The organism is Streptomyces inhibens, assembly GCF_003389455.1.
In the GTDB taxonomy this organism is placed as follows: Bacteria; Actinomycetota; Actinomycetes; order Streptomycetales; family Streptomycetaceae; genus Streptomyces; species Streptomyces inhibens.
In genome coordinates, this window is record NZ_QUAC01000481.1 from 1 (window position 1) to 16331 (window position 16331).

The 16331-nt window shown below is 71.1% G+C and carries 15 protein-coding genes; 7 read left to right on the plus strand and 8 right to left on the minus strand.

Annotated elements, in window-relative coordinates; genetic code table 11:
• The 4 genes from DY245_RS42315 to DY245_RS42330 all read right to left on the minus strand — a co-directional run.
• The coding region (locus tag DY245_RS42315) for a hypothetical protein (RefSeq protein WP_128512436.1) at positions 1-606 on the minus strand (606 nt) is incomplete at its 3' end.
• Positions 599-1351, minus strand: coding sequence for a hypothetical protein (locus DY245_RS42320; RefSeq protein ID WP_128512437.1), 753 nt, complete (start codon positions 1349-1351; stop codon positions 599-601). The genes DY245_RS42320 and DY245_RS42315, both read right to left, overlap by 8 nt.
• Before the next feature lie 372 nt (positions 1352-1723).
• Positions 1724-2248 carry a phage tail protein gene (locus tag DY245_RS42325; protein WP_128512438.1) on the minus strand — a complete coding sequence of 175 codons (525 nt, stop codon included), beginning with the start codon at positions 2246-2248 and terminating at the stop codon, positions 1724-1726.
• An 83-nt stretch (positions 2249-2331) separates the two neighbouring features.
• The gene (locus DY245_RS42330) at positions 2332-4227 is read right to left on the minus strand and encodes a phage tail sheath family protein (protein WP_128512439.1); all 1896 of its coding nucleotides are present in this window, start codon (positions 4225-4227) and stop codon (positions 2332-2334) included.
• Between the two features lie 734 nt (positions 4228-4961).
• Between DY245_RS42330 and sucC the strand changes: the two genes are divergently transcribed.
• Together sucC and sucD are read left to right on the plus strand one after the other, a co-directional pair.
• Positions 4962-6137 (plus strand): ADP-forming succinate--CoA ligase subunit beta, encoded by a 1176-nt coding sequence (sucC, locus tag DY245_RS42335; RefSeq protein ID WP_128512440.1) that lies wholly within the window; start codon positions 4962-4964, stop codon positions 6135-6137.
• 20 nt (positions 6138-6157) lie between these two features.
• On the plus strand, positions 6158-7042 hold the full coding sequence (gene sucD, locus DY245_RS42340) for a succinate--CoA ligase subunit alpha (protein WP_128512441.1): 885 nt from the start codon (positions 6158-6160) through the stop codon (positions 7040-7042).
• Between the two features lie 150 nt (positions 7043-7192).
• Here the strand turns inward: sucD and DY245_RS42345 are convergent, their stop codons facing one another.
• Positions 7193-8095: a SigE family RNA polymerase sigma factor gene (locus DY245_RS42345; RefSeq protein ID WP_128512442.1), complete on the minus strand. Its 903-nt coding sequence runs from the start codon at positions 8093-8095 to the stop codon at positions 7193-7195.
• A gap of 117 nt (positions 8096-8212) precedes the next feature.
• On the opposite strand from DY245_RS42345, the gene DY245_RS42350 reads away from it, so the two are divergent.
• Positions 8213-9727: a cell division protein PerM gene (locus DY245_RS42350; protein WP_220378002.1), complete on the plus strand. Its 1515-nt coding sequence runs from the start codon at positions 8213-8215 to the stop codon at positions 9725-9727.
• A gap of 6 nt (positions 9728-9733) precedes the next feature.
• Here the strand turns inward: DY245_RS42350 and DY245_RS42360 are convergent, their stop codons facing one another.
• Entirely contained in the window at positions 9734-10615 is an 882-nt protein-coding gene (locus tag DY245_RS42360) for a hypothetical protein (RefSeq protein WP_244943611.1), read from the minus strand.
• 245 nt (positions 10616-10860) lie between these two features.
• Here DY245_RS42360 and purN point away from each other — a divergent pair, with 245 nt between their 5' ends.
• Entirely contained in the window at positions 10861-11538 is a 678-nt protein-coding gene (gene purN, locus DY245_RS42365; RefSeq protein WP_425329523.1) for a phosphoribosylglycinamide formyltransferase, read from the plus strand.
• Positions 11535-13100, plus strand: coding sequence for a bifunctional phosphoribosylaminoimidazolecarboxamide formyltransferase/IMP cyclohydrolase (gene purH / locus DY245_RS42370; protein ID WP_128512444.1), 1566 nt, complete (start codon positions 11535-11537; stop codon positions 13098-13100). The genes purN and purH overlap by 4 nt, the downstream gene beginning before the upstream one ends.
• An 81-nt stretch (positions 13101-13181) precedes the next feature.
• Here the strand turns inward: purH and DY245_RS42375 are convergent, their stop codons facing one another.
• Together DY245_RS42375 and DY245_RS42380 are read right to left on the minus strand one after the other, a co-directional pair.
• Positions 13182-13742 (minus strand): hypothetical protein, encoded by a 561-nt coding sequence (locus DY245_RS42375; RefSeq protein WP_128512445.1) that lies wholly within the window; start codon positions 13740-13742, stop codon positions 13182-13184.
• Positions 13743-13940: 198 nt separating this feature from the next.
• Positions 13941-14681 (minus strand): RDD family protein, encoded by a 741-nt coding sequence (locus tag DY245_RS42380; protein WP_128512446.1) that lies wholly within the window; start codon positions 14679-14681, stop codon positions 13941-13943.
• A 255-nt stretch (positions 14682-14936) separates the two neighbouring features.
• On the opposite strand from DY245_RS42380, the gene DY245_RS42385 reads away from it, so the two are divergent.
• Positions 14937-15791, plus strand: coding sequence for a bifunctional methylenetetrahydrofolate dehydrogenase/methenyltetrahydrofolate cyclohydrolase (locus DY245_RS42385; RefSeq protein ID WP_128512447.1), 855 nt, complete (start codon positions 14937-14939; stop codon positions 15789-15791).
• A gap of 66 nt (positions 15792-15857) precedes the next feature.
• A complete protein-coding gene (locus DY245_RS42390) occupies positions 15858-16286 on the plus strand; it encodes a DUF3017 domain-containing protein (RefSeq protein WP_128512448.1) in 429 nt (142 codons plus the stop codon).
• The last annotated feature ends 45 nt before the right edge of the window (positions 16287-16331 follow it).

The window sequence follows — 16331 nt, forward strand, 5'->3', positions numbered from 1 at the left end:
ATTGCGGGCCGCGGGCACCGCGTCGGTACGCGGCCGCAGCGCCGGGACCGGCGAGCGGGAAGCGGCGTTCCTGCCCGGTGGGGCCGGCGTGGCCGCCGCCGGGCGTGCGGACCCGTCCTCGCCGGACGTCCCCGCCCCCGCCCACCGTTGCGGCCGTACGGTCCCAGCCACGCCAGGCCGCGGCCCGGGATCAACCGCCGCCGCGGGCCGCAACAGCGGTGCCGTGGGGCGTATCGCCGGCTCGACGAGGTCGGAAGCGTCCGGCCGCAGGGCCTCGGTCCGTACGACGGTCTGCCGCTCCGTGGTCCTGATCTCCCGCTCGTACCGGACCTGTTCCCCGTCGAACAACGACGTCCGGGGCGCCTGCGGATACAGCGGAGCCGGCTCGTCCCCGTCCCCGGCCGCGCCACGCAACGCCTCCACGCGCTCGAACGGGCCCGGCAGCCGGGGCTGTACGAGCGCGCGCCGAGCCCCGCCCATAGCCCCGCCGGTCGCCCCGCCCGTACGGCCGCTGCCGGGCGCTTCCGAAAAGGCACCCCCGACGCCCCCAGGTACCGGCGCATGCCGCGCCAGCAGCCGGTCGAAGTAGTCAGCCAGGTCAGGCATCTGCGCACAGCTCCAGGTAGTAGCGGCGCCGCAGCGGGCTCAGCGCCAGGATCTGGGGCTCGCTCCAGCCGTAGGCCGAGGCGAGCAGATGGACGTCCAGGAGCACATCGCGGGCCCAGGCGTCCAGTTCGGTCCACAGGTACGCGGCGATGTCCAGCTCGGCCGGGGTGGCCGCGCCGCACTCCGGGCAGGCGATGTTCAGCACCACCTCGGCCGCCGGATCCGCCTGCTCGGCCGCCTCGGCGAAGCGCTTCAGCACCGGATCCGGCAGCCGGGCCAGCTCCTCGCCGGCCGCCGGCCGTCCGCCCCGTAGAGCCGAGAGCGCACAGCGGGCGCCCAGCAGCCGCCGGGCGTCCTCCGCGTCCACCGCCGCAGCGGAGACGGCGGCGAGGTCGGCGGGGGCGGGCAGCCGGAACCGGACCGCCCACCCGCCTTCCTCGACCCGCAGTCCGCCCTCCGGCATCCGCGGCCGCGCACCCATCTCACCCGCGTCGAGCTCGAACTCCATGGCCTCGCCGCAGTCCGGATCGGCGCAGTCGATCTTGACCTGCATCCGGTCGCCGAACAGCGCCCGGCGCAGGGCGAACAGATCGGCCGCCCGCTCCCCGAGCGGCACCGACAGCAGCGCGTCGGTGCCCGCCTCGGGGCGGGCCGCCCGGTGCAGCAACAGGGCCCGGCCGCCGGCCTGCTGGGCCAGCCCGGCTTCCCAGGTGGCCAGCAGTTCAGCGGGCCCGGTGACCGCCATTCCTCACCTCGTCCCGCCGTTCCTCTGCCTCGCGTCGTCCGGCCGTTCGCCTGCCTTGCGTCGTCCGGCCGTTCCTCCGCCTCGCGCCCATGCGTTTTCTCGTGGTCGTGCCCGTGCGTTCGGCTTGTGCTCGCACCCGTGCGTTTGCTCTGTGCTCGCACCCGTGCGTTTGCTCTGTGCTCGCGCGCCCGTGCGTTTGCTCTGTGCTCGCGCCCATGCGTTCGCCTTGTGCTCTCGCCCGTGCGTGCCCCTCGTGACGCCCCATGACGCCTCGTGACGCCTCCTCATACCCCGGCAACGATTACGGAGAGTGATGAGTTCCCGGGAATGCATCACTATCTGTAAGGTCGCCTTGGTCTGGGCAAAGTCGTCTTAGGCGGGATGCGTGAACGACGGCTCCTCCGGCTCCGGGACCTCGTAGTCGCGTTCCCAGCCCTCGCACTCCAGCTTCAGGCTCTGGATGGCGACGGCGTTGGCGTTGGCGTCCATCTCGCCCAGGACCTGGTACTCGCTCGGCCAGGAGCGGTAGATCTTGTGCGAGACGGCCACCTGCCCGGCCTCGTTGAGGACCTGGATGACGAGGTCCTTGCGGAAGTCGGCCAGCGACACCTCGGAACCCAGGCCGGCGCCCACCTGCCAGACCTTGTTGGCCCAGCGGTCGAACTCCGGGTCGTGGGTGACCCCGCGCTCCAGGGTGATGCCCTCGAACTCGGAGCGGCCCGGGGACTTGCGCGGTGAGCTGGGGTCGCCGCCGTGCCGGTGCTTGACGACCTCGGTGGTGCGCTTCAGCGGGCTGATCTTGCTGATGCCCGCGACCGTACGACCGTCCCACAGGACCAGGAACTTGAAGTTCTTGTACGGGTCGAAGCGATGGGCGTTGATCTGAAACTCAGCCATCGGATTCCTTCACGTCCTTCATGCCCTTCACGTCCTTCGCGTCCTTCACGTCCTTTGCGTTCACGTCCTTCGCGTTCGCGTGTCTAGACGTCGAACTGGCCGGCCATCTGCTGGATCTTGACGATCACGAACTCCGCGGGCCTGACCGGCGCGATGCCGACCACGACGTTGACGATGCCGCGCTCGATGTCCTCGTCGGTCGTGGTGTCCTTGTCGCACTTGACGAAGTACGCCTGGCGCGGAGTGCCGCCCTTGAACGCGCCCTTCTCGAAGAGGGAGTGCAGATAGGCCGAGGCGTTGAGGCGGATCTGCTGCCACAGCTGCTCGTTGTTGGGCTCGAAGACCACCCATTGCAGGCCGCGCAGCAGGCTCTCCTCGACATGCAGGGCGAGGCGCCGTACGGGGATGTACTTCCACTCGCTCTCCAGCGCGTCCGCGCCGTCGAGCGTGCGGGCGCCCCAGATCAGCGGGCCGACCACCGGGAGGGTGCGCAGGCAGTTGATGCCCAGCGGGTTCAGCAGCCCGTTCTCGCGGTCCGTCAGTTTGACGGTCAGCGAGTGCACCCCGGCCAGGCGGGCTTCGGTGCCCGCCGGTGCCTTCCATACGCCGCGTTCGCTGTCCGTACGGGCGATGACGCCGGCGACGGCGCCGGACGGCGGGAAGGAGCGCAGTCGGCCGGAGAGCGGGTCGGTGAGCTGGAGGTGCGGGAAGTACAGGCCGGAGTGGTTGCCGCGGACCGGTGCGAAGGCGGCGATGCCGGCGCGGGCGGCGTCCACGCTGCCCCAGGTGGCGGGCGCGTCGACGAGCAGGAAGATCCGCCGCTCCTTGCACAGCCGCTCGGCCGCCGAGAGCACCGTGATCATGTCGTCGACGGATGCGTACGAGGCCAGCTCGGGCAGCGCCAGCAGGTTGACGTCGTGGACGTCGCGCAGTGCCTGCAGACCGCTCTTGCGGGCCTCGCTGCCGATGATGTCGAGCGGTCCGGGCGGATCGCCGTCCTCGCCGCCGCACAGCGGGAAGACCGGCGGGTTGACGGAGGCCTCCAGACCCAGGTCGTTGGCGCATTCGCCGAGGAAGCGCACCACGTCGTCGGGGTCGACGGACCCGGCGACGACCTGGATACGGCGGCCGAAGGGGGTGACCTCGGCGCCCGCGAAGGCGTGCTTGCCCGGGGCGTCCGGCAGTGCGCGCAGCTTGTGCTCCAGCAGCAGCGCCAGCTCGGTGACGTTGCACGGCGCCTCGCCGTCGCAGTCCGGGTCGTAGAGCGTGAACTCGCGCTCCACCTCGCCGATCTTCACCGTCACGTCGACGTTCAGATCGGGGAGTTCGTGGTGGAAGGCCTTGGAGACCGTGCCGGAGGGGTCCGGGCGGCCCTCGCCGACGACCTGGACGCGGATCAGCGCGGAGCCCGCGTTGATCACCGTTTCGGCGTATTTGCCGTGGCCGGGATCCATGGACAGGCCGGAGAAGGACTCGCGGGCGGTGCCGTGCGCGTCCAGTACCTGGAGGTTGAAGGTCGCCTCACAAGAGGGGCGGCGCGAAGCGTCTCCTGCGGGGGTGGTGGTCGGGCGACGGGTGGGCGTGTCGTAGTCGACGGCGACCCGGAGGCCGGAGCCCCATACGCCCGGCTCCTTGGCGTGCACCTTGAGCACCGGGCACTGGCTGTGGCCCTCGGTCGACTCCAGGGTGACGTGGGCTTCCTTGCCGCTGCCGGCCTTGGCGACCCGGACGATCACGGCGACCGTGCCGCCGTTGCCGAAGAACTGGTGGACGGCGTACGCGACCGGGCTCTGCGAGGTCAGACCGCCGAAGCGGCGCTCGAAGTCGGCGAAGCTGGTGATCTGTACCGGCTGGTTGAGCGGGCCGCGCCGGGTGTGACCGACGAATGCGGTCACGGATGTGGTGACGGTGGTGATGCTGCGGATGCTGCTGGGAAGCTCTTCGACATAAACGCCGGGATAGGTCGTATGTGTCGGCATTCCCCCTCCAATCCCTTCAGGCACCAGTGTGAGGACACCAAGAAATCGAGAAAGGGGGAGGAGCGGCGGGTGCGGAAGAGCCCACGGCCGCCCCCTGCCCGCGGTCGTGCATCCCCCCGGCTACCCATCAAGTTCCCCCGTCTGCACCCGGTGCGGAGCGATCTTCCGACCGACCTGCACGGGACCAAGCGCGAAGCTTGTGACTCCTGATGCGTATGTATGTCTAAGTGCTCAACGCAGTTTCCGCTGCGGGTAGTTGAGGGTCAAGAGACCTTTCCGGACACCGGCTGCGGAGGTGCTGTGACGGTGTTGCGCACCTTCTTCTCAAACGGATTCCCTCATTGGCGGAACCGGAATCACGTGAGACCGGGCGCACTGGGGCGTACCAGGAGGCGCTCTCGAACGGCACATGAAGCGGAGGTGCACGCCGGGTGGCACCGGAGCCGGCGGGCTACCCGAGAGGTCACCGAAAACCGGCCGTCAACATGCGGAAATCCGGGAGAGGCGTAACTTGGCCAAAAGATCTGTGACCGTAATCACCGCCGGAGTGTGATCTGCGATTTAGAGCCTCAGGTCCTGCGGCGATAACCTGCGGGACGGACATGCCGCGTATCCGGTCTCCGTGTACGCCTCCCCTGTGACAGCGCCGTCACGTTGCCCTTCGCGGCACGCCCATCGCAGACAACGAACCGCGATCACTACGGCGATTCTGAGAAGACAAGGGACGGACGCGCGTGGACCTGTTCGAGTACCAGGCGAGGGACCTCTTCGCCAAGCACGGTGTACCGGTGCTGGCCGGTGAAGTCATCGACACGCCTGAGGCGGCGCGCGAGGCAACCCAGCGACTGGGCGGCAAGTCGGTCGTCAAGGCACAGGTGAAGGTCGGTGGCCGCGGCAAGGCCGGCGGCGTCAAGCTGGCCACCAGCGAGGACGACGCGGTCGAGAAGGCCGGTCAGATCCTGGGCATGGACATCAAGGGCCACACGGTCCACAAGGTGATGATCGCCGAGACCGCTCCGGAGATCGCCGAGGAGTACTACGTCTCGTACCTCCTCGACCGCACCAACCGGACCTTCCTGGCCATGGCCTCCGTCGCCGGCGGCATGGACATCGAGGAGGTCGCGGCCACCCGGCCCGAGGAGCTCGCGAAGGTCCCGGTCGACGCCAACGAGGGCGTCACGATCGAGAAGGCCCGCGAGATCGTCGCCCAGGCGAAGTTCCCGGCCGACGTCGCCGAGCAGGTCGCCGAGGTCATGGTCACCCTGTGGAAGACCTTCGTCGCCGAGGACGCGCTCCTCGTCGAGGTCAACCCGCTGGCCAAGGTCGCGAGCGGCGCTGTCATCGCCCTCGACGGCAAGGTGTCCCTCGACGAGAACGCCGAGTTCCGCCAGCCGGAGCACGAGGCTCTTGAGGACAAGGACGCAGCCAACCCGCTCGAGGCTGCGGCCAAGGCCAAGGGCCTCAACTACGTCAAGCTCGACGGCGAGGTCGGCATCATCGGCAACGGCGCGGGTCTCGTCATGAGCACCCTGGACGTCGTCGCCTACGCCGGCGAGAACCACAACAACGTCAAGCCCGCCAACTTCCTCGACATCGGTGGCGGCGCCTCCGCCGAGGTCATGGCGAACGGCCTGGAGATCATCCTCGGCGACCCGGACGTCAAGTCCGTGTTCGTCAACGTCTTCGGTGGCATCACCGCCTGTGACGAGGTCGCCAACGGCATCGTGCAGGCCCTGGAGCTGCTCAAGTCCAAGGGCGAGGATGTCAACAAGCCCCTGGTCGTGCGCCTCGACGGCAACAACGCGGAGCTCGGTCGCGAGATCCTGTCGAAGGCCAACCACCCGCTCGTGCAGCGCGTGGACACCATGGACGGCGCGGCCGACAAGGCCGCCGAGCTGGCTGCTAAGTAAAGGACGAGGACACTACAACCATGGCTATCTTCCTCACCAAGGAAAGCAAGGTCATCGTCCAGGGCATGACCGGTGCCACTGGCATGAAGCACACCAAGCTGATGCTCGGTGACGGCACCAACATCGTCGGCGGCGTGAACCCGCGCAAGGCCGGCGAGAAGGTCGACTTCGACGGCACCGAGGTGCCCGTCTTCGGCTCCGTCGCCGAGGCGATCGAGAAGACCGGCGCGGATGTCTCCGTGATCTTCGTGCCGCCGAAGTTCGCCAAGAGCGCCGTCGTCGAGGCGATCGACGCCGAGATCGGCCTCGCGGTCGTGATCACCGAGGGCATCGCGGTGCACGACTCCGCCGCCTTCTGGGCGTACGCCGGTTCCAAGGGCAACAAGACCCGGATCATCGGCCCGAACTGCCCCGGCCTGATCACCCCCGGCCAGTCCAACGCCGGCATCATCCCGGGCGACATCACCAAGCCCGGCCGCATCGGTCTGGTGTCGAAGTCCGGCACGCTGACCTACCAGATGATGTACGAGCTGCGTGACATCGGCTTCTCGTCCGCCGTCGGTATCGGTGGCGACCCGGTCATCGGCACCACGCACATCGACGCCCTCGCGGCGTTCGAGGCCGACCCCGAGACCGACCTGATCGTGATGATCGGCGAGATCGGCGGCGACGCCGAGGAGCGTGCGGCCGACTTCATCAAGGCCAACGTCTCCAAGCCGGTCGTCGGCTACGTCGCGGGCTTCACCGCGCCCGAGGGCAAGACCATGGGCCACGCCGGCGCCATCGTCTCCGGCTCCTCCGGCACCGCCCAGGCGAAGCAGGAGGCCCTTGAGGCCGCCGGCGTCAAGGTCGGCAAGACCCCGTCGGAGACCGCGCGCCTGGCCCGCGAGATCCTCGTCGGCTGATTGCGCCTCCCCGCGCCGCCGGACCCGTCCCGCGGCGCAGTGCAGATGGCATACGGACGCGGGCCCGTACCCCTGGTGGGGTGCGGGCCCGCGTCCGTTTCGGTGGCTCGTCCGGCGGATCTGCCGGGTCTAACGGGTCCAACGGCGGGGCTAACGGACGTCGGGGGTGAGCCGGGCCTCCCGGGGCGTGCCGTGCCCGGCCGCGTCGCCGTGTCTCTTCGCGCCTTTGCGCGCGCCTGCGTGGGTGCCTGCGCGTGTGCCTTCATGCGTGCCTGCGCCTGTCGCTCCGGCGCCGTGCCCGGCCGGTGACACGGGGGAGTGCGGCGCGGTCGCCAGCGGCCGCTGCGGCGGCCGGGTGTAGTGGTCCGGTGTGGTGACCACCATGACCAGTGCCACCAGCGTGAACAGCCCGGTCACCCCGAACGCCGCCCCGGTGGTCCGCCGGGCGCTGTGCTCGCTGCCGGTCCGTACGCGCTGCGCCGGCGATGGCTCCGCCCGCTGCGCGGCCGCCAGCTCCCCGAGCCGGGCATGCAGGATCTCGCCCTGCCGCACCGGCGGCTGCGCAGCGAGCCCCAGCTCCGGCAGCCGCTCGGCGACCCGCTCGCGCGCATGCGTCAGCCGCCCCGCCGCGGCCGGCGTGCTCGACTCGATCTCCGCCGCGGTCTCGTACAGCCCGAGCCCGACCCCGTCGTGCAGCAGCAGCGTCCGCCGGTACGGAGCGGGCAGGCTCAGCACCGCCTCCAGCAGCGCACGGCCGGCCGGCTCGGCGGGCCCGCCGGTCTTCTTCGGCTTCCGGGCGGGCCGCAGCCAGGGGCACAGCCGGTGCCACGGCGTCAGCGCGTACTCGTACACGGCCGCCCGCACCCACCCCGCCGGATCCGGATCCACCGCGACCTCCGGCCACCGCTGCCACGCCAGCCGGAACCCGCTCTCCACGGCGCGGCGCGCGAGCCGTGGCCGCCCGGTGAGCAGATACGCCTGCCGGATCAGGGCGGCGGCATGCCGGGTGTGGAGATCGTCGAAGGCGGCGGCGGCCTGCTCACGCTGGGTCATACGGAGAGTGTGGAAAACCCGCATCACCAGATGCAGCTCGACACACGCAGCACACGCGACACGTCGGGCATTTGCCCAGTGCAGGGATGAAAAGGGTGTTGTTGGCAGCATGGCCGTGTGAGCCAGTTGACCGATCGCGGCCCGACCCTGTCCTCGCACGGCCGAACCGCCGCGCAGCGCTCCTCCGCGATCGGCGCGGCCTTCCTCGGCGGCGTGACGGCCGCCGGACTCGGCCTCGGCGCGCTGACGGTCGCCGTGCTGCTGCTGTGGGTCGCCTCCCCCTACCCCGACAGCGGCCCGTCCCGGGCCCTGCATCTCGCCGCCGATCTGTGGCTGCTGGCGCACGGCGGCGACCTGGTGCGCACCGCCACCCACTCCGGCACCCCGGCCCCGGTCGCCGTGACACCGCTGCTGCTCGCCGTACTTCCGGTCTGGCTGCTGCACCGGGCCGCCCGCCACACCCTGGCGACCGCGCCCGCCGCCCTCCCGGAGCCCGCTGCCGGTGCCTTCGCCGGCACCGCCCGGACGGTCACCCCGCGCACCCTGCTCGGCGCGCTGCTCACCGGCTATCTGCTGGTCGCGGCCGGTGCGCTGCTCTACACGTCGACCGGGCGGCTGACCGCCGAGCCGGCCAGCGTGCTGCTGTACGTACCGGCCACTGCGGTCGCCACTCTCGCCGGCACGGCCTGGCGCATCCACGGACACGCCGGCGCCGATCTGCTGCCCGCCTGGGTCCTGCGGGCCCGGGCCGCGGTGCCGGGCGGCCTGCGGACCGTTCTCGGCGGCCCCCGCTTCACCGCCGCCCGCCGGGCCGCCGGCGCCGCCCTGGGCGCCCTGCTCGTCTCCGGTGCGCTGCTCACCCTCCTCGCGCTCGGGCTGCACGCCGGCCGGGTACGCCAGGACCTCCTCCAGCTCGCGCCGGACTGGGCGAGCCGCGCCACGGTGCTGCTGCTCTGCCTCGTACTGCTGCCGAACGCGGCCGTCTGGGGCGCGGCCTACGGCCTGGGGCCGGGTTTCACGCTCGGCGCGGGCAGCACGGTCGGACCGCTGGGGGCCACGGGCCACCCGGTGCTGCCGCATCTGCCGCTGCTCGGCGGGCTGCCGGACGCGGGCCCGGGGAACCCGCTGACCTGGGCGGTGGCCGTGGTGCCCATGGTCGCGGGGGCGCTGCTCGCCCGCTCTGCCGCCCGTTCCGCGGCGGCACCCGGCCCCCCGGGCGGGCCCTGGTCCTGGTGGGCGACGACCTGTGTGGCAGGCATGGGGGCTGCCGTGTGCGGTGCCGTCATGGCGGCGCTCGCGGCCCTCGCCGGAGGCGCGCTGGGCACCGGTACGCTCGCCGCCTTCGGCCCGGAATGGTGGCGTACGGGCCTCACGGCGGCGGGTTGGACGGCCCTGATCGGCATCCCCGGAGCGCTCGGGCTACGGGCCTGGCGGCTCCGCGCGAGGCGGCGTGCGGGGACGGCCGGGAGCGACGAGAAGGACACCGGCGCTCAAGCCGCCGCTGCCACCGCCCCTGCCCCTGTCACCGCCCCTGCCCCCGATGCCCCCGATGCCCCCGATGCCGACAACCTGGCGGCCACCGGGCCGGGGAGCGCCCCCGCCCCAGCCGCCGCCCCCGCTCCCGACAACTGAGCCCGGCTACTGCTGCGTGCTCAGCAGCGGCCGCAGCTCCTTCGGCAGCAGGTTTTCGCAGGACTTGCCGGCCGACTGGGTCAGCGCGTCGTTCACGCAGGTGAAGTAGTCGCGGTAGACGATCTGCACGGTGAACGTCGCGGCCACCATCATCAGCGCGAGCGTGGCGGTCACCAGCCCCCCGATCGCCGCCGTGACCTGCGGCCGGGTGCTGCCCGGCGCGGACGGGGCGCCCGGGTGCCCTGGGGCGGGGGCACCTTCGGTGGGGGCCGGGCGGCCCTCCATGGCGGCGGTGGTCGCCGCGGCGGCCGCCTTCGCCGGGTTCGGCTTGGCGCGCAGTGAGCTGATGCCCCAGTAGATCGCCAGCACGCCCAGCAGCAGCGAGATCTCCGGCAGGCTGAAGAGCACGAAGAAGAACGCCCACATGCCGGCGAGCAGCGCATAGCGCGCCCGGCGCTGCGACGGGTCGGTGGGGTCCCAGCGCAGATTGCCTGGCCCGCCGGCGCCGCCCGGGCCGCCGCCCTGCTGCCCGTTGTTGCGGCCGCCCGGCCGGGAGCCGAAGCCGCCGCTCTGCCGGCCCGGCTGCCGGGGGCTCCACTGGCTGCCCCAGCTGGGCGTCGGCTCGTCCTGCGGCGGCTGCTCCTCGTCGCCGTTGTGGCCCTGGCCCTGGCCGTACGGGGCGGGGTGGCGCGGGCGCCACTCCTGGTCGGGGGCGTCGGCCGGCGGCGGTGCGAAGGGATTGTCGCGGTCGGAGCCCGCGGAACCCGCGGAACCCGGTGCATCGGACTCCGAGGACGACGGCTTGCGCTCACGCGGCAGCAGCACCATCCCGGGGGCGGTGGCGGGCAGCAGGAGCAGGAGGGCCGCGCGGCGGCGTCGGTCCGTCATCTGGAGTGCGTCTTCCCCTTGTCTCGTCCGAACGCGGGCCATCGTGACCGGCGCCCGTTTACCACGAACTGCATGCAGTCTTACGCCTGACGCTACCTTCCGTGCCCGCCCCCGTCCCGCGGGGGCCGCTCGGTGTGCCGGTATCGTTGCTGACGGTCGGCGCCTTCGTAGGGTTCCCCGGATTTGCGGTACCCGCGGCCTTGTACGACCACACAAAGCACGCGAGATCGGAAAAGAGCCCCGCCGTGGCTTCCTCCCCACCCCCCGTCCAGCCCGACCTGCCCCCCACAGGGGAGACCCCCGTCGGCCGCCCGGCGCGCCTTGTCGTGCTCGTCTCCGGTTCCGGTACGAACCTCCAGGCGCTGCTCGACGCGATCGCCGAGCAGGGCCCGGAGGCGTACGGCGCCGAGATCGTGGCCGTCGGCGCCGACCGTGGCGCGATCGCGGGCCTGGAGCGCGCCGAGTCCGCGGGGATCGCGACCTTCGTCCACCGGGTCAAGGACTACGACAGCCGCGCGGACTGGGATGCGGCGCTCACCGAGGCGACCGCCGCGTACGAGCCCGATCTGGTGGTCTCGGCCGGCTTCATGAAGATCCTGGGCAAGGAGTTCCTCGCCCGCTTCGGCGGCCGCACCGTCAATACCCACCCGGCGCTGCTGCCGAGCTTTCCCGGTGCCCATGGCGTGCGCGATGCGCTCGCGTACGGCGCGAAGGTCACCGGATGCACCGTCCACTTCGTCGACGACGGTGTCGACACCGGCCCGATCATCGCCCAGGGCGTGGTCGAGGTCCGGGACGAGGACGATGAATCCGCGCTGCATGAGCGCATCAAGGAAGTCGAGCGATCGCTGCTCGTCGAGGTCGTGGGGCGTCTGGCCCGGCACGGCTACCGCATTGAGGGACGAAAGGTACGTATCTCGTGACCGCCACCGAAGGCACCCAGCGGCCCATCCGCCGCGCACTGGTCAGCGTCTATGACAAGTCCGGGCTGGAAGAGCTGGCGCAGGGCCTGCACGCGGCGGGCGTCCAGCTCGTCTCGACCGGATCGACGGCCGCGAAGATCGCCGCCGCCGGGGTGCCGGTCACCAAGGTCGAGGAGCTCACCGGCTTCCCGGAGTGCCTCGACGGCCGGGTCAAGACCCTGCACCCCAAGGTGCACGCCGGCATCCTCGCCGACCTGCGGCTGGCCGACCACCGGCAGCAGCTGGCCGACCTCGGCGTGGAGCCGTTCGACCTCGTCGTCGTGAACCTGTACCCGTTCAAGGAGACCGTCGCCTCGGGTGCCACTCCCGACGAGTGCGTCGAGCAGATCGACATCGGCGGTCCGTCGATGGTCCGCGCCGCCGCCAAGAACCACCCTTCCGTCGCGGTCGTCACGGACCCGGGCGCGTACGCCGCGGTCCTCCAGGCGGTCAAGGAGGGCGGCTTCACGCTGGGGCTGCGCAAGCGGTTCGCCGCGGCGGCGTTCCGGCACACCGCCGCATACGACGTCGCCGTGGCCTCCTGGTTCGCCGAGGACTACGCAGCCGCCGACGAGTCGGGTCTCCCCGAGTTCCTCGGCGCCACCTACGAGCGCAAGAACGTCCTGCGCTACGGCGAGAACCCGCACCAGGGCGCCGCGCTGTACGTCAACGGCGAGGGCGGCCTCGCCGAGGCCGAGCAGTTGCACGGCAAGGAGATGTCGTACAACAACTACACGGACACCGACGCCGCGCGCCGGGCCGCGTACGACCACACCGAGCCCTGCGTCGCGATCATCAAGCACGCCAACCCCTGCGGTATCGCGGTCGGCGCGGATGTCGCCGAGGCGCACCGCAAGGCGCACGCCTGCGACTCGCTGTCCGCGTTCGGCGGCGTGATCGCTGTCAACTGCCCGGTCTCCGTGGCGATGGCCGAGCAGGTCGCCGAGATCTTCACCGAGGTCATCGTGGCCCCCGGCTACGAGGACGGCGCGGTCGAGATCCTCGCCCGCAAGAAGAACATCCGCGTGCTGAGCTGCCCCGACGCGCCGTCGAACCCGGTGGAGGTCAAGCCCGTTGACGGCGGCGCCCTCCTTCAGGTCACCGACCGGCTGCAGGCCGAGGGCGACGACCCGGCGAACTGGACGCTGGCCAGCGGCGCGGCGCTGCCCGCCGACGAGCTGGCCGAGCTGGCCTTCGCCTGGCGGGCCTGCCGCGCGGTGAAGTCCAATGCGATCCTGCTCGCCAAGGACGGTGCCACGGTCGGTGTCGGCATGGGCCAGGTCAACCGTGTGGACTCGGCGAAGCTGGCCGTGCAGCGGGCCGGCGAGGAGCGGGCGCGCGGCTCGTACGCCGCCTCCGACGCCTTCTTCCCGTTCCCCGACGGCTTCGAGGTGCTGGCCGAGGCCGGCGTCAAGGCCGTGGTCCAGCCGGGCGGTTCGGTCCGCGACGAGCTGGTCGTCGAGGCCGCCAAGAAGGCCGGCGTGACGATGTACTTCACCGGGACCCGGCACTTCTTCCACTGAGCGGCCACCGCTTGAGGAGAGCGCGAGGCCCGCACCGGGTGTGTTCGGTGCGGGCCTTCGTGGTGGGGGACGCTCGCGGTGTCAGTAACGCGGTCGGCTGAACCAGGCGTTGCCGTCGTCCTTGGCGACGAAGACCAGCACCAGGATGCCCAGGACCGTGTGGACCAGGCCCACGGGGAAGCTGAACAGGCTCATCATGATGGTAGCGACGCCGAAGATGATGGTGCCGACACGGACGCCGCCGCCGCCGTTGGCGAACTGCACGGCCAGCGTGATCGCGGCCGCGGTGAAGATCACGATGAGCACGATCACCGCGATCAGCAGGCCCTTGCCGATGTTCATCGCGAGGATGTCGTCGTCACCGGCGTACGACGACGTTTCGTGCGCGGCCCTGGTGACGCCGCCCAGCCCCATCACGGCGAGGACCAGGCCGACGAGGTTCAGGCCGGCGAGCACGAACAGCATCACCCGAGCGGCCTTGACCCCGCCGGGCATCATCGTCGGGTACTGCGGCTGCATGACGGGCATCCCACCGCCCGGGTACGGGCCGTACGGCGACGGCTGCTGCGGCTGCTGGGGATAGCCGTAACCGGGCTGCTGGCCCGGCGGCGGACCGTAGGGGTTCTGGTTGGGATAGCTCACGAGCGGTGTCCTTCAAGCTTCTTGAGCGGATATCAGTGGTGTAAGGGGACGGTAGGCCACCAGGGTTCCGTCGTGATCCGCGGGTGGGGACCCGCTGCTCGTACAGCGCCGCGAAGGCCCCGATCGCGCTGTTGCGAGGGGGCCTTCGAGGAGTGGTGCACATCGGGCCGGCCCATTGCCGGCAGGCCCGTGAGCGACTTACTGGGTCTTGACGACCACCGTGCCGACGATCTTGTCGGCGAACGTCTGCGACTTGTCGTCCCACAGCGGCCACAGGTAACCGATGTCACACGCGAGCGAGTCGAGGAAGTGGCAGATCTTGCGGACGAAGGCCATACCGAAGCCGAGCGGCTGACCGGTCGTCTCCTTGACCAGCTTGATCTTCATCGCCTTCTTGCCCGGGCTCTGGCCCGTGCTGCCTTCCTTGGCGATGACGAAGAGGCCGCCGGCCAGGGCGATCAGGGCGGCGAGCACGATCATGATGATGGAGCCGACCGGCGTGGCGCTCTCCGCGGCCGTGTTGTAGGCGTCGCTGATGCACTGGATGTCGCCGGGCGGGCAGGACGAGGCGTTCTCGCTCGCCGACGACGCCGAGCTGGCCGCCATGACCCCGGCGACGATGTACAGGACGCCCGGGACCGCACCCACGATCAGGCCGTCGATGAGGTAAGCGCCCACGCGCGAGCCCCAGCTCGCGTAGCCCATCGGCATCCCCGGCATACCGGGCTGGCCGTAGGGAGCCCCCTGCTGCGGGTAGCCGCCGTAGGGCTGCTGCGGCGGGACGGCCTGCTGCTGCGGGTAGCCGTACGGCTGCTGCGGGGCCTGCTGGGGGTAGCCGTAGCCCGGCTGACCGCCCTGCGGGGGCACCGGGGGCTGCTGACCGTACGGCGCCTGCGGCTGCTGCTGGCCGTACGGGTTGTTCGGGTCGCCAAAGCTCATCTGCTGTTTTCCTCCGTTGGGTCAGTGGGGGACGACGCGGCGTGACTCGGAGGAAAAACAGGTTGTTTCACTGGCCCGCCCCCGACGATGCCTGCGGCACTGCGCGTTAATCCTTCTAGTTGCGCATTCACTCTGTCCAGTCAAGGTTGCTAGCTGTTGTCCAAGTGCAATGATCAATTCCGGCCAACGACGCCTTCGCGACGCCCCGCGCGCCCTGATTGGAACGTGGCCCCCCTCATCCGGGAGGATGGAGGCATGACTGCCCAGATTCTGGATGGCAAGGCCACCGCAGCCGCTATCAAGTCCGAGCTCGCCACCCGCGTCGAGGCGCTGAAGGCCAAGGGCGTGCAGCCTGGCCTCGGCACCCTCCTGGTCGGCGACGACCCGGGCAGCCGTTGGTACGTCAACGGCAAGCACCGCGACTGCGCCCAGGTCGGCATCGCCTCGATCCAGCGCGAACTGCCGGAAACCGCCACCCAGGAGGAGATCGAGGCGGTCGTACGGGAGCTGAACGAGGACCCGGCCTGCACCGGCTACATCGTCCAACTCCCGCTCCCCAAGGGCATCGACGCCAACCGCGTCCTGGAGCTGATGGATCCGGCCAAGGACGCCGACGGGCTGCACCCGATGAGCCTGGGCCGGCTGGTGCTCGGCATCGAGGGCCCGCTGCCCTGCACCCCGTACGGCATCGTCCAGCTGCTGCGGCGGCACGAGGTCGAGATCAAGGGCGCGCATGTGGTGGTCGTCGGCCGCGGCATCACCATCGGCCGCCCGATGCCGCTGGTGCTGACCCGTAAGTCGGAGAACGCCACGGTGACCCAGTGCCACACCGGCACCCGCGATCTGTCCGCGCATCTCAAGCAGGCCGACATCATCGTCGCCGCGGCCGGTGTGCCGCACATCATCAAGCCCGAGGACGTCAAGCCCGGCGCGGCCGTCCTGGACGTCGGCGTCAGCCGCGACGAGGCCGGCAAGATCGTCGGCGATGTGCACCCCGGCGTCGCCGAGGTCGCCGGCTGGGTCGCCCCCAACCCGGGCGGTGTCGGCCCGATGACCCGCGCCCAGCTGCTGGTCAATGTCGTCGAGGCCGCCGAGCGCGCGGCCGGCTGAGCGCGCGGGAACCTGAGACCCTTGTCTTTGACAGACGGATCCGGACACCGGAAGGGACTGCCAGCCATGGGTGCCGAAGCGCATTCGGACGGGGCCTCCGAGCCGCAGCGCACCTCGCGCCGCTTCCCGACACTGACCCGCGACACCGCCCGCCCGGAAGGCGGCGGGCGGGCCGCCTCGGGCGGCTATCCCGCGCCCGCCCGGCAGTGGCCGCTGCTCGCCGTCATGGGCGGCGTCGCGGCCGGGCTGCTGCTCGTGGCGCTCGACGCGTTCCGCATCGGGACGCTGGTGATCGGGCTCTCCCTGCTGGCGGGCGCGGCGCTGCGGTGGGCGCTGCCGTCGGTGGGGATGCTCGCCGTGCGCTCCCGCTTCACCGATATGGCGACGTACGGGCTGCTGGGCTTTGTGATCGTGATGCTGGCGCTGATGGTGCAGCCCAAGCCGTGGATCCACATCCCGTTCCTGGACGACATCGTCCACTTCACCGTGCGCTGAGTCACCGACGGCGTCGGTGTGAAATGTGCCACGACCACGCCGGAC